Genomic DNA, 15,152 nt, shown 5'->3' with positions numbered 1-15,152 from the left:
CCTGCGCGTTAGTGTGGTGGGCTCGTTTTTTTTTATAAGCCACCGGCCGGACCGGCCTCGCCGTCGGTCCGGCCGGCGGCCGTCGTGTCAGGCGTCCGAGCAGGGCCGACAAGAACACCAAAAAAACCAAATAAGACAAAAGGAAAATACTGGAAACAGTTCTCGAGATCGCCACAGGACGACACAGGGCGATGCAGCTCGGCGCAGCGCGGGTCACAGTGGGTCGCGGGAACCATTGCAGGCGAGTTACAGTGTCGCTCGACGTCCGGTACCCACCCGAGGACTGGAACGAGAAGTAATGATCATCGATCTTTCCTCCGCGCCCGAACGGGACCGTGACCAGCGGCTTCGTCCGCCGGTAGTCGCCCGGGACCGGGCCTCGCTACATGCCGCGCTCGCCGCGCTCCCGCCTGCCGCCGCCGGCCCGGCCCAGGGGGCTCCCCCGTCCACCAGGGCGGTCGTGATGACCATGGGGGCGCTGCACGAGGGGCACGCCAGCCTGTTGCGGGCGGCGCGGGCACAGGCCGACCAGGTGGTCGCGACCATCTATGTCAATCCCCTGCAGTTCGGCGCCGGTGAGGATCTGGATCGATATCCGAGGACCCTCGAGGCCGATCTGGCGATCTGCGCCCGGGAGGGGGTGGACGTCGTCTTCGCGCCGACCATGGTGCACGAGACGCCACCCCTGGTCCGGCTGAGCGCCGGTCCGCTGGGCGAGGTGCTGGAGGGGGCGTCCCGACCGGGTCATTTCGACGGGATGTTGACCCTGGTGGCGACCATGCTGCATCTGGTCCGGGCGGACCTGGCGTTCTTCGGACGCAAGGACGCCCAGCAGCTGGTGTGCATCCGGCGGATGGTCGCCGATCTGGCCTTCGGTGTGACGGTGATCGGAGTGGAGACCGTCCGCGAGGCCGACGGGCTCGCCCGTTCGAGTCGCAACGTCTACCTCTCGCCGGGTCAGCGTCAGGACGCGCTGGCGCTGTCCGGCGCACTGCGGGCCGGACAGGCCGCGGCCGCCGCCGGCGGCGCGGCGCCGCAGGTGCTCGCGGCCGCCCGCGACGTGCTCGATGCGGCGACGGGAGTCCAGGTCGACTACCTGACGCTCGCCAGCCCGGATGATCTCGGGCCGGTGCGGGCCGGGCCGGCGCTGCTGCTCGTCGCGGCCCGTGTGGGCAGCACCCGTCTGATCGACAATGTCTCGCTCGAGCTGTCGGCCGACGCCGCTGTGCCCGCCGACGCCACTGTGCCCGCCGACGCCACTGTGCCCGCCCAGGGCGCCGAACGCCCCGAACCCGCGCACACCGCCGAACCGACTCGCACCGCCGAACCCGTTCTCCCCGCCGACCGTCAGGGGGCCTGACCGTGTTGCGCACCATGCTGACCGCCAAGATCCATCGAGCTACGGTGACCCAGGCCGACCTGAACTACGTGGGCTCGGTCACGATCGACTCCGACCTGCTCGAGGCGGCGGACCTGCTGCCCGGCGAGCAGGTGACGATCGTGGACATCAACAACGGTGCCCGGTTGGAGACCTACGCCATCCCGGGGCCGGCCGGTAGCGGGGTGATCGGCATCAACGGGGCCGCGGCCCGGCTGGTGCACCCGGGTGACCTGGTCATCATCATCGCCTACGGGATGATGGAGGACGCCGAGGCACGCCGGTACGTCCCGCGGGTGCTGTTCGTCGACGCCGAGAACCGCATCATCGGTCAGGGTGGCGACCCCGCCGAGGCGCTGCCGCATGACCCGGCCAGCCTGCGCGGCGACCTCACGGTACCGGCGAACGCGGCCGGCGCTGGCGCCGGTGCCGTCCCGGTCAGCCGATCGGTCCTGGCCACCCGGTGACAGTGCTGCCCTGCCGGCTCGGCGCACCCCGCCCGGGGTGGAGCCGCGCCGCTGACATCGTCGTCATCGGGTCGGGGATCGCGGGCCTGACGACCGTGCTGCACGCGCGCCGCGAGCTGCCCGCCGCCCGTGTCCTGCTGGTCACGAAGGCCCAGCTGGACGCCGGTTCCACCCGTTGGGCGCAGGGCGGGATCGCCGCGGCGCTGGCCGCCGAGGACTCACCCGCCGACCATCTCACCGACACGCTCGTCGCCGGGGTGGGGCTGTGCGACGTCGCGGCCGCCCGGGTGCTCGTGGACGAGGGGCCGGCGCGGGTCCGGGAACTCGCCGAACTCGGTGCCCGGTTCGACCGGGCCGCCGACGGCTCGTTCGCACTGACCCGCGAGGGTGGTCATCTGCGTAACCGGATCGTCCACGCCGGCGGTGACGCCACCGGTCTCGAGGTGGAACGGGCGCTGATCGCCGCGGTACGGGCCGACCCGGCGGTCGAGGTGATCGAGAACGCCCTCGTCCTCGATCTGCTGCTGGACGCGGACGGCCGGGCCGCCGGGGCGACCCTGCACGTGCTCGGCGCGGGCAGCCAGGACGGTGTCGGGGCGGTCACCGCCCCACACGTGGTGCTCGCGACCGGAGGGATGGGCCAGATCTTCGCGTCGACGACGAACCCGCGGGTGTCCACCGGCGACGGGGTGGCGTTGGCGTTGCGGGCCGGCGCGGTGGTCGCCGACCTGGAGTTCGTCCAGTTCCATCCGACGGCGCTGTGGGTGCCACCCGGCCACGGCGCGGCCGAGAACGCCCGGGCCGCCGCGTCAGCCGACGGGCAGCAGCCGCTGGTCAGCGAGGCGATGCGGGGCGAGGGCGCGGTGCTGGTCGACGCCGCCGGGGGACGGGTGATGGCCGGCGCGCATCCGCTGGCCGACCTCGCACCACGCGACGTCGTGGCCAAGCAGATGTCACGGGTGATGGCCGCCCAGGGGGCCGACCATCTCTATCTGGACGCCCGTGGCCTCGGCGCACGGATGATCGAGGGGCGGTTCCCGTCGATCACCGCCCGGTGCCGGTCGTTCGGCGTCGACCCGGTGAGCATGCCGATCCCGGTCGCGCCGGCCGCCCACTACGCCTCCGGTGGGGTCCGCACCGACCTGTGGGGACGCACCACCGTCCCCGGGCTGTACGCGTGCGGTGAGGTGGCCTGCACCGGTGTGCACGGTGCGAACCGGCTGGCGTCCAACAGCCTGCTCGAGGGGCTGGTGTTCGCCGCGCGGATCGCCAGCCACATCGCCGGGCAGTCCGGCGACGGCACCGGTGGCGGTGCTGGCGGTGGGGCGCGTCGGCAGCGCGACGTCGTCCCGGCCGCACCCCTGGTGGGGCGGGGCAGCGGGCTGACCGACCCGACCGAACGGGCCGACCTGGCCCGGACGATGACCGACGGCGCCGGCGTGCTGCGCAGCGCCGAGAGTCTGCGCGCGACCGCCAAGGTCCTCGCCGGCCTCGGTGATCTGCGGGTCAGCGGCGCCACGGTGACCGCGGGCCCGCCGGCCTGGGAGATGACGAACCTGCGCACCGTCGCGACGGCGCTGGTCGCCGCCGCCACCACCCGTACCGAGACCCGCGGCTCACACTGGCGGGAGGACTTCGGCGAACGCGACGACACGCACTGGCTCGGCCGGGTCCTCACCCGGCTCGGTCCCGAAGGGGAGCTCGTCGTGGAGATCGAAGCCATCGCACCGACCGCCGAACCCGCCCGGACAGGGTCATGACCGCCCCGCGCGCCCCCGGCCCGGCGACGACCCTGCGCTCTCCCACCGGCCAGAGCCCCCAGCTCAACCAGGGCTTCCAGGGCTCCCAGCCCGGCCACGGCTTCCAGCCCGGGCCGCCGGTGCACGCCGGACGGCTGTCGCCGGGTACCCGCAGTCAGCTGGCCGCGGCCGGTCTGGACGCCGACCAGGTGGTCGCCGTCATCGGTCTCGCCCTGGCCGAGGACCTGCCCGGCTGGACCGCCGACCCCACCGCGGACCCCGGCGCCGCCACCATGGGACCGACCGGGGCCAGCGGTGGCGCCACCGAACCACCCGGTGCCCTCGACGCCACCTCGGCCGCGACCGTCGATGCCGCGCTGGTCGGGCACGGTGCCCTGGTCAGCCGGGCGGCGGGGACGGTGGCGGGGCTGCCGGTCGCCGCCGCCGTGTTCGAGACCGTGCTCGGCCGCGCGGTGACTGTCACTCTCACCGCCGCCGACGGGGACCGCATCACCCCTGGCCAGGCCGTGGCCCAGGTCAACGGCCCGGTCCGGGGGCTGCTCACCGCCGAACGGACCGCGCTGAACCTGCTGTGCCATCTCAGCGGCGTCGCCACCCTCACCCGGACCTGGGTGGACGCGGTCGCCGGCACCGGCGCGGCCATCCGCGACACCCGCAAGACGCTGCCGGGGCTGCGCGCCCTGGAGAAGTACGCGGTGCGCTGCGGCGGCGGTGTCAACCACCGGATGTCGCTGTCCGACGCGGCACTGATCAAGGACAACCATGTCGTCGCGGCCGGTGGGGTCACGGCAGCGTTCGCCGCGGTCCGGGCCCGGTTCCCGCGGCTTTCGGTCGAGGTCGAGTGCGACACCGTCGAGCAGGTCGCCGAGGCCGTGGCGGCCGGGGCCGATCTCATCCTGTGCGACAACATGGGTCCGCGGGAGCTGCGCGCGTCGGTGGCGATCGCCCGGCCGGCGGGTGTGCGCCTCGAGGCCAGCGGGGGCCTGAGCCTCGCGGTGGCGGCCGAGGTCGCGGCGACCGGAGTGGACTATCTTGCGGTCGGTGCGCTGACCCACTCGGCGCCGGCCCTGGACCTCGGCCTCGACCTACGGGAGGGCTGATGCTGCTCGCCATCGACGTCGGCAACACCAACACGGTTGTCGGGGTGTTCGCGGGCGACACCCTCGTCGACTCGTGGCGGGTGCGCACCGATCCGCACTCCACCTCGGACGAACTCGTGCTGCTCTACCGGGGTCTGCTGGGCGACTACGAGATCTCCGGCGTGTCGATCTGCTCGACGGTGCCGGCGGCGCTGCGCGAGCTGCGCCGGATGGTCGTGCGGGCCTACCGCGATCTGCCGGTGGTCATCGTCGAACCCGGCACCCGCACCGGCGTGCCCATCCTGATCGACAACCCGAAGGAAGCCGGCGCCGACCGGATCATGAACACGCTCGCCGCCTATCACCTGTACGGCGGTCCGGCGATCGTGGTCGACTTCGGCACGTCGACGAACCTGGATGTGGTCTCGGAGCGTGGCGAGTTCGTCGGCGGGGCCCTCGCCCCCGGCATCGAGATCGCCCTGGACGCGCTGGCCAACCGGGCCGCCCAGCTACGCAAGGTCGAGCTCGTCCCGCCCCGCTCGGTCATCGGACGGGGCACCGTCGAGGCCCTGCAGTCCGGGATGATCTACGGTGTCGCCGGGCAGGTGGACGGGCTGGTCCGGCGCATCCGCGCGGAGCTGGGCACCCACGCGACCGCCATCGCCACCGGTGGACTCGCCTCACTGGTACTGAAGGAAAGCGAAACACTCGACCGGCACGAACCACATCTGACCCTCATAGGTCTGCGACTGGTGTTCGAGAAGAACCGCTGAATTCGGCCATCGGCCGCTATTGGGGAGCGCTGCCGGCAGCACCCGAAGGTGCCTTCCGTGCTTGGCCGTCCGGCCGGGTGGGTACGTGCCACCGGGCCCCCCGGCCGCTGTTTTTGGCCGCCCGGCGTCGGACAGCTGACATCGGGTCGGATCCGCAGGTGCACGGCCCGGCGGAGCAGTTACCATTCGAGACTATGCGGGACCGAGAAGTGGCGACCTGCTCCGGGCGCCGGCTCGGTCGCCGGACATTTGTCGAGAGATGCCCCAACCGGCCCGTTCGGCTCATCCTGGCGCTGGTGATTTTCGCCATCACGGGTACGGTCTCCGCCGGCTGGGGTGAACCGGCCTCCGCCGCCGCACCCACCGAGCCCCGCACCCTCGCGGCGCTGGGCGACTCGTATTCCTCCGGTGAGGGAACCCCACCGTTCGACACCGTCGATCCGCGCTGTCGGCACAGCGCGCAGGCCTGGCCGCGGCTGCTGACCACGCTCGACCCCTCGATCTCGATCGACGTGTTCGCTGCCTGCGCCGGCGCCACCACCGAGGCACTGACCTCACCATTTCGGGGCGAACTACCCCAGATAACCCAGCTGCGGGAGGCCAGTCCCGCACCGGACGTCGTCACCATCACGATCGGCGGCAACGACGCCGGCTTCAGCCGGGTCATCGTGAGCTGCTACACGTGGAAGTGCTTCTGGACCGGAAACGACAAATACGAGCGCGATTACGTCAGCAAGGATCTGCCCGACCTTCTGGTGGCCAGCTACAAGGCCATGAAGGTCGCCGCCCCGGACTCCCGGATACTCGTCGTCGGCTATCCGAGCATTATTCCGTCCAGCCAGAGCAAGAACACCTGCCGCTGGCTCAGCAACTCCGAACGCAGCCAGCTGACCAGGCTCAACAGCCTGCTGAACCAGGTGATCCGGCAATCGGCCACCAAGGCCGGCGTCGAGTACGTTTCGACCGATCGTGCCCTGCGCGGGCACGAGTTGTGCACAAAGGACTCGTGGGTCGCCCCGATCAGCGTGTTCGCCCCGGCCCGTGACCTCAGCGCCCATCCGAATGCCGACGGCCAGCTCGCGATCGCGAAGACCGTAAGTCGGTATCTGGACGCCCACGACCGCTGATCGGGCCTGTCGGGATGCATCACGCGTTCCGAGCAGGGAGAATCACGTACTGTCCGCAGCGACCGGTCCTCGCCAATGACGATGATGTTCGTCACATCCTCACCGGACGGGGCGGCCACCAGCGACCCCCGGGGGCCGCCACAGGGGCCGCCACGTGCGGCGCGATATCCCCGAAGGTCCGGGCGCCACGTGGCACCTCCGGCGCGCATCGTTTGACAGGAGCATGAAGTTAGCCTTACCTAACTTCATGCTCCTTCCCACGTCGCCGTCGACACCCGCACGGGAGCCGATCACCGGGGTCGCGACCGCGACCACACCCCGGGACGGCCGCACGGGTGGCGCCCCGGTCTGGTCCGTGCCATCCGCGATCGTCGAGTCCCTCGCTCCCCGCGGGCTCCACTTCGGCGTACCGGCCGGGGCGCCCTGGGTGAACTGTGCGGAGCTGACCACCCAGGCCGGGGTGGCCGAGTCCCTGGCCCGCGTCGCGGCGGCCAACCCGGGCGCGAGCGCCGAGGTCGCGGCCAGCTATCTGGCCAACTGGTACTCGGCCGCGGTCGCCGGCCCGGCCATCGCGTCCTACGTCCTGTTGCGCCGGGTGCCGGACCTCACCCCCGCGCAGGTGGCCCTGAGCGTTCCGGACAGCGGCTGGTTCGACCGCACAGCGCTGTACCGCCCGGTCGCCACGGCGCTGGCCAACGACCCCCTGGCCGCCGGCCTGGCACCGGCGACGCCCGGGCTGGCACCGACGCCCGGGCTGGCACCGACGCCCGGGCTGGCACCGACGCCCGGGCTGGGGGCGACACCCGGGCTGGCACCGACGCCCGGGCTGGGGGCGACACCCGGCCTCGGGGCCCCAGCGACACTCGCGGGCGCCACGGGCCAGCTCGGCGCCGCCGGCGTGCCCACGGCACCCCCCGGCGGTGGGATTCGCGTGGTGGAGACCGCGACCGAACTGCGCGCGGTGCTGGTCGAGGAGATCCTGGCGCACCTCGACCCGTTCCTGCGGCACCTGCGGTCGATGGTGCGCCTGGGCCGGCCGGCGCTGTGGGGGGCGGCGGCGGCGCAGTGCGCGCGGGCCTTCCTGCTCACCGAGCGGGCGACCGGCGATCCCATGACGGGGCGGGACGAGGCGGACGCGTTCTTCGCGCTGGCGGCGCCGACGATGCTCGCCCGGCCGCGGTGGCAGGAGTTCGTCCACCGCGGCCGGACCTACATCGGTATGCGCCGCGGCTCCTGCTGCCTGGCTCACCGGCTGGACGCGGAGTACTGCACCACCTGCCCGTTCACCGGCGATGCCGATCGAGAGCAGCGGATGCGCACCTGGATTGACACCCAGGGTGATGGTGGGCTCGCCGTATGAGACAACATCAAGACAACGATCGGCATCGACGCACGTAAAGTAGTACGGCGACGGCATGTCCCTCCGCCCGTGCGGAGGGAACCGCCGTACGGATCCGACCTCCGGGCGGTTCCGGGGCTCCACACGGATCTGGCGGCTGCGCGGGTCACGGTGCGACCACCGCGCGACCATCACCAGACGGACACGTAGCGCAGTTCAATAATTACAAAATGCAATCTTTATGATATGCGCCACATCAGAGCGCAGCCGGATTTGCACTACCGTCAGTGACGACAGGCCGGATTTCGCGCCGGGCGCAAAGAGCGCCCGGCGGGCCCGCAAGCCGGGGTCGCACCGGCGCCGTCCGGCACCTGTCGTTCTGCTCTTGGCGGAACGACGTGACGGAATCATGGCTGGTCGGCCACGGTTGCCCTAAGCGTCTCCGCTGGTCGTGCCGGCCTTCGTGCCGGTCGTCCGGGCTCAACGAGGAGGTCGGAGTCGGCGGGTAGGTTTCTGTTCGATGCGTGAGGACATGCCTCGGCGGAGCTAGCATGCGGATACCGGCTGTCGTGTGGTCGGTCGCAGCTCGAAGGAGCGCACATGTTCGAGAGATTCACCGACCGGGCACGTCGGGTCGTCGTCCTGGCCCAAGAAGAGGCCAGGATGCTCAACCACAACTACATCGGGACCGAGCACATCCTGCTCGGACTGATCCACGAGGGTGAGGGCGTAGCTGCCAAGGCCCTCGAGTCCCTCGGCATCTCCCTTGAGGGTGTGCGGTCCCAGGTCGAGGAGATCATCGGCCAGGGCCAGCAGGCGCCGAGCGGGCACATCCCGTTCACGCCACGCGCGAAGAAGGTCCTGGAGCTGTCGCTTCGGGAGGCCCTGCAGCTCGGCCACAACTACATCGGCACCGAGCACATCCTGCTCGGGCTCATCCGCGAGGGTGAGGGTGTCGCGGCCCAGGTGCTCGTCAAGCTGGGCGCGGACCTCAACCGGGTGCGCCAGCAGGTCATCCAGCTCCTGTCCGGCTACCAGGGCAAGGGCGAGACCGCGACCTCCGGCGCTCCCGCCGAGGGCACCCCGTCCACGTCGCTGGTGCTTGACCAGTTCGGCCGCAACCTCACCGCGGCGGCGCGCGAGTCCAAGCTCGACCCGGTCATCGGGCGCGAGAAGGAGATCGAGCGCGTCATGCAGGTGCTGTCGCGCCGCACCAAGAACAACCCGGTGCTGATCGGCGAGCCCGGCGTCGGCAAGACCGCCGTCGTCGAGGGCCTGGCACAGGCGATCGTCAAGGGCGAGGTGCCCGAGACCCTCAAGGACAAGCAGCTCTACACCCTCGACCTCGGCGCGCTCGTCGCCGGGTCCCGCTACCGCGGTGACTTCGAGGAGCGGCTGAAGAAGGTCCTCAAGGAGATCCGCACCCGCGGCGACATCATCCTGTTCATCGACGAGCTGCACACGCTCGTCGGCGCGGGTGCCGCCGAGGGCGCGATCGACGCCGCCTCCATCCTCAAGCCGATGCTGGCCCGCGGTGAGCTGCAGACCATCGGTGCCACCACGCTCGACGAGTACCGCAAGCACCTGGAGAAGGACGCGGCGCTCGAGCGCCGTTTCCAGCCGATCCAGGTCGCGGAGCCGTCGGTGGCGCACACCATCGAGATCCTCAAGGGCCTGCGCGACCGGTACGAGGCGCACCACCGGGTGTCGATCACCGACGCCGCGCTGGTCGCCGCCGCGTCGCTGGCCGACCGCTACATCTCCGACCGCTTCCTGCCGGACAAGGCGATCGACCTGATCGACGAGGCCGGCTCCCGGATGCGTATCCGCCGGATGACCGCCCCGCCGGACCTGCGCGAGTTCGACGAGCGCATCGCCAACGTCCGCCGGGACAAGGAGTCCGCGATCGACGCGCAGGACTTCGAGAAGGCCGCCTCGCTGCGCGACAAGGAGAAGACCCTCCTGTCGGAGAAGGCCAAGCGGGAGAAGGAGTGGAAGGCCGGCGACATGGACGTCGTCGCCGAGGTGGGCGACGAGGAGATCGCCGAGGTCCTGGCCATCTGGACGGGCATCCCGGTCTTCAAGCTCACCGAGGAGGAGACCGCTCGTCTGCTGCGCATGGAGGACGAGCTGCACCGGCGCGTCATCGGCCAGCAGCAGGCCATCAAGGCCGTCTCCCAGGCCATCCGGCGTACCCGTGCCGGCCTGAAGGACCCCAAGCGTCCCGGTGGCTCGTTCATCTTCGCCGGCCCGTCCGGTGTCGGTAAGACCGAGCTGTCCAAGACGCTCGCCGAGTTCCTCTTCGGCGACGAGGACTCCCTCATCCAGCTCGACATGTCCGAGTACATGGAGAAGCACACCGTCTCGCGACTGGTGGGCTCCCCGCCCGGATATGTCGGCTACGAGGAGGGTGGCCAGCTCACCGAGCGGGTCCGGCGCAAGCCGTTCTCGGTCGTCCTGTTCGACGAGGTCGAGAAGGCCCACCCCGACGTCTTCAACACGCTCCTGCAGATCCTGGAGGACGGTCGCCTGACCGACTCCCAGGGCCGGCTGGTCGACTTCAAGAACACCGTCCTGATCATGACGTCGAACCTGGGCACCCGCGACATCTCCAAGGGCCCGGGCATCGGCTTCGCCACCGGTCAGGGCGCGGTCGACTACGAGCGGATGAAGGCCAAGGTCCAGGACGAGCTCAAGCAGCACTTCCGGCCCGAGTTCCTGAACCGGATCGACGACATCATCGTCTTCCACCAGCTGTCCGAGGCCGAGATCATCCAGATCGTCGATCTCATGCTGGCCCGGGTCGACACCCAGCTCAAGAACAAGGACATGGCCCTCGAGCTCACGTCCGCGGCCAAGGCGCTGCTGGCGAAGAAGGGCTACGACCCGGTGCTCGGCGCCCGGCCGCTGCGCCGGACGATCCAGCGGGAGATCGAGGACGTCCTGTCCGAGAAGATCCTGTACGGCACGCTGAAGCCGGGCGAGATCGTCGTCGGCGACGTCGAAGGCGAGGGAGAGGACGCGAAGTTCATCTTCCGCGGCGAGACGAAGCCGGTCGAGGTGCCCGATGCCCCGCCGGTCGACCTCGCCAAGTCCAGCGAGTAGGCAGCAGTCACGAGCCGCGCCGGCAGGTACGCCCTGCCGGTAGGCGCAAGCGCGGTGGCCTGAGCCCCGGAACCTCCCAGAGGTCTCCGGGGCTCAGCCCTATCCGCGGGCAGGTGCGGGGCCGGTGCGGGTGGGCTCAGCGGTAGCCGTCCAGGGCGAGGCTCGTCGCGAGGCCGAGGGCGGCAAGCCCGACCAGTGCCCGCAGCAGGCCGGGTGGCAGCCGTCGCACGAGTGACGGCCCGACAGCGCCGCCGACCAGCAGCCCGGCCGCCAGCGGCAGCACCGACAGCCACCGGACGGGCCCGAAGACCGCGAACGTCGCCGCGGCGACCACGTTCGCGAACCCCGACACGACGTTCTTCAGCGCGTTCACCCGCACCAGCGGCTCCGGTATCGCCACCGCGAGCGCGGCCAGCAGCGCGATCCCCCCACCGGCACCGAAATAGCCCAGGTAGACGCCGGTGAGCAGGACCAGCCCGAAGACCACCGGCCCGCCCTCGGCCGCATCGGCGCGCCGCCGCGCCAGGATCGACGGTTGCAGCCACAGCACCACCGCCGAGCCGGCGATCAGCACCGGTACCACCCGTTCGAAGGCGGACGCGGGCAGCGCGAGCAGCAGCGCCGCACCCGCCGCCCCACCGAGGAACATCGCGACGCCGTACCGGCGAAGCCGAGCGCCCTGGCCGACAAGCTCCGGTCGCGAGCCGACACCCGCCCCGACCGCGACGAACAGCAACGCGGACGTATTGGTGACATTCGCGGCCAGCGGCGACAGCCCGGTCGCCAGCAACGCCGGATACGACACCAGCGAGGCCAACCCGGCCACGGTGCTGGTGATGCCAGCCAGCACACCCGCGCCGATCAGCAACAGCACATCCCCGGCGGACATCGCCCCCCTCGAAAAGATCACACGGCCGAACCGGGACTGTCCGCCCAACACAGCCCACCCACCGTGCAGGCCGGACGTAATCTCACAGGACGGACGTAACGTCAGGTACGCGCGGCCAGGACGCAGCGGGACAGAACGCCGCGGGCACGGAACTTCGGGAACGGGATCTATGGGAACATGGCGACTACCCGGCAGGCATCCCGGAACGCGACCACGGTCGCCGCTGGCCGAACCGGCGGCGGCGTCCGGCGGCATCAGGCCCCAGGATCCCCGCGGTGTCCATCTGACCTTCGGCGCTGATCCCGCGACCACGATGGTCATTTCCTGGCTGGCGCCCGCCACCCCCGGCAGCGGCAGCGGCACACCGTCGATCCGGTACGCCCGCGTGCCGGGCACGGCCACCGGACCCGTGCCCGACCAGCCGGCGCCAGCCAGGACCGTGACGGCGCACAGCAGGTCCTACCGGGACGCACACACCGGCCTCGAGGTGCACGTCCGCCATGCCACGCTGCGCGGCCTGCTCCCGGACACGATCTACAGCTACACCATCCTCGAGGACGCCGGATACCCGGCGGACGCGGCCGGCTCGGGGTCAGGGTCGGCGACCGGGCAGTTTCGGACGGCACCGGCGGGACGGGCGCCGTTCTCCTTCGCCTTTCTCGCCGACCAGGGAACGGACCGTCCAGGCGATCCGTTCGGCTCGCCCGCGGCCGGCTACACCGTGGCGGCGATCGAGCGGCACGCGCCGATGTTCACCGTCGTCGGCGGAGATCTCTCCTATGCCAACATCCGCGACAATCCGGTGCGGACCTGGTCGGACTGGTTCGAGATGATCAGCTCGTCCGCGGCGTCCCGGCCGTGGCTGCCGTGTCTGGGCAACCACGAGATCGAACGTGGCAACGGCGCGCTGGGGGTCGCGGCCTACCAGACCTACTTCCAGCTACCCGAGCACGGGGACGAGAGCTACCTGGCCGGGCTCTGGTACGCGATCACGGTCGGTTCGGTGCGGCTCGTGGTCCTGGCCGCCGACGATGTCTGCCTCCAAGAGGGCAGCCCGGTGCGCCTGCACGGGTTCAGCGCCGGCCGCCAGACCAGCTGGCTCGCCCGCACCCTCGCCCAGGCGCGCGCCGACCCGGGCATCGACTGGGTCGTCGTGGTCATGCACCAGACGATCATGTCCACCTCGGCGTCGCATCACGGCGCGGACCTGGGCATCCGGGCGGCCTGGCGGCCGTTGTTCGACCAGTTCGACGTCGACCTCGTGCTGCACGGGCACGAACACCACTACGAGCGCAGCCATCCGGTGCGCGGCCACGTTCCGGGCAGCCCCACCCAGATACCGTTGCCGGTCCCGAACCGGACGGCCCAGGTCGGTGCCCCGACCGAGCGCGGCGTGCCGGACGGCGACATCGTGGACGCCACCGCCGGGACCGTCCATCTTCTGGTCGGTACCGGCGGATCAGGCTCGCCGACGGCGGGCGACCTGCTCGACCCGCCAGCCGGGCGGGTGATCGTCGACCTGCGCGATCCCGAACCCGGGCGCCGTCGGCGGCGTCCGGTGCACGCCGTGGAGCCGGCGGACTGGCTGGCCTTCCGGGCCAGTGATCATCCGTACGCGTTCGCGCTGATCGACGTCGACCCGGGCGAGCCGGGCGGATCGACGCGCCTGCGGATCTCGGTACTCGACTCGAGTTCGCCGAATCCCGACCGGGTACCGATCGACCGCGTCACGCTGGTCCGTCCACGCGCCGACAGGTAACCCAGGGTGGCCGCTATTCGTCCGGCACCGAACCAGCGGAGGCCGATCCGTTACCGCCCCCGCGAAGCGCAACGGAATACGCGACCGGACGCTGCACATGCCGCTGCACGGGCAATCACCGTCCGGTCGGATCACTGCCGCCGGTGGGGGCCGACTCCCAGGGGAAATCCCGGCCGAAAGCCCCTACCCATGGCGTTGAAGCAGCCTCATCCCCGACGCGCCAGGCGTTCGCGGCCAGCTCCCGATGATTTTTCTCCTTTTCCTGGACGGCGGACAGGTCCAGGAATTACCTTTCGCCAGGTACTGGTAATCAGCTAACTACACGATCATTGGTCCGGGTGGGACTTGTCCTGGGGAGACAATCATTGGCCAGTGACCACGCAACGGAACAACGGGTTCCGCACACAGGAGCTGCCCGCGCATTGGCCGACCTCTATTGCGTGCCCGCATTGCCGGATCACGATCCGTACCGATCACAAAGGCCTCGCCGGCAAAGCTGGCGGGCCGGCGGGGATCTTCCATGAGTGAGTCACCACCGCAGTCCCTGACCCCGAGTGCTCGCCCGGGTCCAGACCCGGTCACCATCGTCGATCTCCGCGAGCCCTGGCCCAGGCGGAGGACGCCAGCGGCCGCCGAGTCGCCGGCCGCCCCCCGGCTCGTGCTGGTGGGTACCTCCGACGCCTGCGCGGCGCACCGCCCCGCGCCAGCCCCGCCGCTCGCCGGGCGCACCCACCCGTCCGTGCTGTTCGTCCTGGTCGAGGCGCCGACCGCCCTGGCACCGGGGCACGAGCCCGCGCATGACGACCAGCATGACCTCGACACCCGCTACGACCCCGACCTGTACACCTTCCTCGAGGCCGACCCGGACGAGCCGATGGCCCGCACCGGCGGCACTCCGGCGGACGACAGCACACCCGCGGGCACCCCGCGGGCCGCGCACGCGGGGCCCACCGCGGAGCTGGACCTGCGGCCACCGTCCGACCAGTGGCCCGCCCCCGGTCCCGCACGGCATGACCCGGACCACAGCCCGCCGCACCGCCCGGCCCACGACCCGACCGATGGTTACGATCCCCTGCTGATGATGCTCGACGTTCTGCGCGAACCCGAGGCCTTCGACCGGGTCCACCGGGCCGCCGGCGCGGTCGCCGGAGGTCTCGTTCTGCCCGGTGTCGGCGCCGTCGTCCACCAGCTCCCCGAGCGGTCACGGCACGACCCGCCACCGCGCACCGTCGGACGCCCCGGCCTGGCACGGCGAGCACCGCGAGACCGACTCGGCCGCCTCTACCCCCTGCTACCAGCCCGCATCCGACGTTTCGCGCCCCTTGCCGCCGTCCGTGCGGACTCCCACGGCGACGCGGACTCCCCCGGCGGCACCGGTCCGGCTCCCGGGACGACCGACGACCGTCCCGGCGACACCCCCACCGGCTGGCACTGATGACCAGGCCCGGCCACGGCGGCGGCCCGATCGGAACCGAC

11 protein-coding genes are annotated in these 15,152 nt (G+C 71.3%); 10 read left to right on the top strand and 1 reads right to left on the bottom strand.

Going from position 1 to position 15,152, the window contains the following annotated elements; translation table 11 throughout:
- Nucleotides 1-298 precede the first annotated feature (298 nt).
- From panC to MXD61_RS02500, 8 genes are all read left to right on the top strand, one after another.
- Nucleotides 299-1,360: a pantoate--beta-alanine ligase gene (gene panC / locus MXD61_RS02535; protein ID WP_248811247.1), complete on the top strand. Its 1,062-nt coding sequence runs from the start codon at nt 299-301 to the stop codon at nt 1,358-1,360.
- 2 nt (nt 1,361-1,362) lie between these two features.
- The gene (panD, locus tag MXD61_RS02530) at nt 1,363-1,845 is read left to right on the top strand and encodes an aspartate 1-decarboxylase (protein ID WP_163548868.1); all 483 of its coding nucleotides are present in this window, start codon (nt 1,363-1,365) and stop codon (nt 1,843-1,845) included.
- Nucleotides 1,842-3,605, top strand: coding sequence for an L-aspartate oxidase (locus tag MXD61_RS02525; protein ID WP_248811246.1), 1,764 nt, complete (start codon nt 1,842-1,844; stop codon nt 3,603-3,605). Before panD ends, MXD61_RS02525 begins: the two co-directional genes overlap by 4 nt.
- Nucleotides 3,602-4,705, top strand: a complete 1,104-nt coding sequence (gene nadC / locus MXD61_RS02520) for a carboxylating nicotinate-nucleotide diphosphorylase (RefSeq protein ID WP_248811245.1) — start codon at nt 3,602-3,604, stop codon at nt 4,703-4,705. Before MXD61_RS02525 ends, nadC begins: the two co-directional genes overlap by 4 nt.
- Nucleotides 4,705-5,457, top strand: a complete 753-nt coding sequence (locus tag MXD61_RS02515; RefSeq protein ID WP_248811244.1) for a type III pantothenate kinase — start codon at nt 4,705-4,707, stop codon at nt 5,455-5,457. Before nadC ends, MXD61_RS02515 begins: the two co-directional genes overlap by 1 nt.
- A 296-nt stretch (nt 5,458-5,753) precedes the next feature.
- Entirely contained in the window at nt 5,754-6,584 is an 831-nt protein-coding gene (locus MXD61_RS02510; RefSeq protein WP_248811243.1) for an SGNH/GDSL hydrolase family protein, read from the top strand.
- A 247-nt stretch (nt 6,585-6,831) separates the two neighbouring features.
- Nucleotides 6,832-7,944 (top strand): (2Fe-2S)-binding protein, encoded by a 1,113-nt coding sequence (locus MXD61_RS02505; RefSeq protein WP_248811242.1) that lies wholly within the window; start codon nt 6,832-6,834, stop codon nt 7,942-7,944.
- 579 nt (nt 7,945-8,523) lie between these two features.
- Nucleotides 8,524-11,028, top strand: coding sequence for an ATP-dependent Clp protease ATP-binding subunit (locus MXD61_RS02500; RefSeq protein WP_248811241.1), 2,505 nt, complete (start codon nt 8,524-8,526; stop codon nt 11,026-11,028).
- A gap of 136 nt (nt 11,029-11,164) precedes the next feature.
- Here the strand turns inward: MXD61_RS02500 and MXD61_RS02495 are convergent, their stop codons facing one another.
- Entirely contained in the window at nt 11,165-11,917 is a 753-nt protein-coding gene (locus MXD61_RS02495) for a sulfite exporter TauE/SafE family protein (RefSeq protein WP_248811240.1), read from the bottom strand.
- Between the two features lie 169 nt (nt 11,918-12,086).
- On the opposite strand from MXD61_RS02495, the gene MXD61_RS02490 reads away from it, so the two are divergent.
- Both MXD61_RS02490 and MXD61_RS02485 read left to right on the top strand, forming a co-directional pair.
- The gene (locus tag MXD61_RS02490) at nt 12,087-13,676 is read left to right on the top strand and encodes a purple acid phosphatase family protein (protein WP_374628308.1); all 1,590 of its coding nucleotides are present in this window, start codon (nt 12,087-12,089) and stop codon (nt 13,674-13,676) included.
- 520 nt (nt 13,677-14,196) lie between these two features.
- Nucleotides 14,197-15,111 carry a hypothetical protein gene (locus tag MXD61_RS02485; protein ID WP_248811238.1) on the top strand — a complete coding sequence of 305 codons (915 nt, stop codon included), beginning with the start codon at nt 14,197-14,199 and terminating at the stop codon, nt 15,109-15,111.
- Nucleotides 15,112-15,152 lie beyond the last annotated feature (41 nt).

It is taken from the genome of Frankia sp. AgPm24, from assembly GCF_023243055.1.
Lineage (GTDB): Bacteria > Actinomycetota > Actinomycetes > Frankiales > Frankiaceae > Frankia > Frankia umida.
Note: the sequence above shows the minus strand (reverse complement) of the source record. Positions and strands in the feature narration are given on the sequence as shown.

Coding starts and splice junctions, on each gene's coding strand:
- MXD61_RS02490 (WP_374628308.1), top strand. CDS start 12,087: ATGGGAACATGGCGACTACCCGGCAGGCATCCCGGAACGCGACCACGG.
- MXD61_RS02500 (WP_248811241.1), top strand. CDS start 8,524: ATGTTCGAGAGATTCACCGACCGGGCACGTCGGGTCGTCGTCCTGGCC.
- MXD61_RS02485 (WP_248811238.1), top strand. CDS start 14,197: ATGAGTGAGTCACCACCGCAGTCCCTGACCCCGAGTGCTCGCCCGGGT.
- MXD61_RS02515 (WP_248811244.1), top strand. CDS start 4,705: ATGCTGCTCGCCATCGACGTCGGCAACACCAACACGGTTGTCGGGGTG.
- panC (WP_248811247.1), top strand. CDS start 299: ATGATCATCGATCTTTCCTCCGCGCCCGAACGGGACCGTGACCAGCGG.
- nadC (WP_248811245.1), top strand. CDS start 3,602: ATGACCGCCCCGCGCGCCCCCGGCCCGGCGACGACCCTGCGCTCTCCC.
- MXD61_RS02505 (WP_248811242.1), top strand. CDS start 6,832: ATGCTCCTTCCCACGTCGCCGTCGACACCCGCACGGGAGCCGATCACC.
- MXD61_RS02495 (WP_248811240.1), bottom strand. CDS start 11,917: ATGTCCGCCGGGGATGTGCTGTTGCTGATCGGCGCGGGTGTGCTGGCT.